Source organism: Xanthomonas prunicola (assembly GCF_002846205.1).
Lineage (GTDB): Bacteria > Pseudomonadota > Gammaproteobacteria > Xanthomonadales > Xanthomonadaceae > Xanthomonas > Xanthomonas prunicola.
The window spans coordinates 1-820 of sequence record NZ_PHKV01000067.1 but is presented as its reverse complement, the minus strand read 5'-3'; the positions used below and the strand labels follow the sequence as shown (position 1 = coordinate 820).

1 protein-coding gene is annotated in these 820 nt (G+C 65.1%); it reads left to right on the top strand.

Going from position 1 to position 820, the window contains the following annotated elements:
* Positions 1–269: 269 nt before the first annotated feature.
* Positions 270–785 carry a hypothetical protein gene (locus XpruCFBP8353_RS23060; RefSeq protein ID WP_162301167.1) on the top strand — a complete coding sequence of 172 codons (516 nt, stop codon included), beginning with the start codon at positions 270–272 and terminating at the stop codon, positions 783–785.
* Positions 786–820: the final 35 nt, after the last annotated feature.

Here is an 820-nt window from a genome sequence, read left to right as displayed (position 1 = left end):
GAAGGTGGCGCGCAGCGCCGGATGAGGGTGATGCGGGGCAGCCGGGTTGATCCGCACAAAGCCCCATCCACGTCGCCAGGCGCGTGATGGAAACTGCAGCAACCAGGCATGACCGCGCGCAGGCCTGGCGCGACCGCACTCCCCCTTCCGCGCGCCCCGGGCGGCTGCGTTTAGGCCTTTAGTACACAACGCTCATCATGTCGTTGCCTTCGCGCCATCACGACGCGGCGCCCACGATGCTCTGCGTCCCATCGCCCGCGTCGCCATCCATGAAGCTGCTCAGCCACCTGTTCCGTGCCGGTCACTTCGTGATCCTGGCGTTCTTCGTGCTGTGCGCAGCAGGGCTGGTGGGGATGGCCGGGTTGGAGTTGTGGCATGGCTTCACGCCGGGCGGCGACATGGTGGTGCGCGACCGCTTCAACGTGGTACTGGAAGCCATCGGCCTGCTCACCGTGGCCTTGGTGACGCTGGAACTGGGCCAGACCATCTTCGAAGAAGAGATCCTGCGCGACGTCAAGGTCAGCGGCCCCACGCGGGTGCGGCGCTACCTGTCGCGGTTCTTCGTGGTGATCGTGATCGCGCTGGCGATCGAGACGCTGGTATCGATCTTCGAGCTGATGCACGACGACCCGGCCAAGCTGCCGTATGCCGCAGCGGTTGGCCTGTGCGCAGCGTTGCTGCTGATCGCCTGGGGGGTGTTCGTCAAACTCAATCGCAGCGCCGAAGAGCTGGAACCCGAAGCGATGGAAGAGGCCAAGCGCGAAGACCGCGAGGTCGAGGAATAAGCGCGGCTAACAAAACGTAGCGAGCAGTCGTCAGG

Bases quoted from the DNA above. Each gene is read 5' to 3' on its own strand.
- XpruCFBP8353_RS23060 (WP_162301167.1), top strand. From the start codon at position 270: ATGAAGCTGCTCAGCCACCTGTTCCGTGCCGGTCACTTCGTGATCCTG.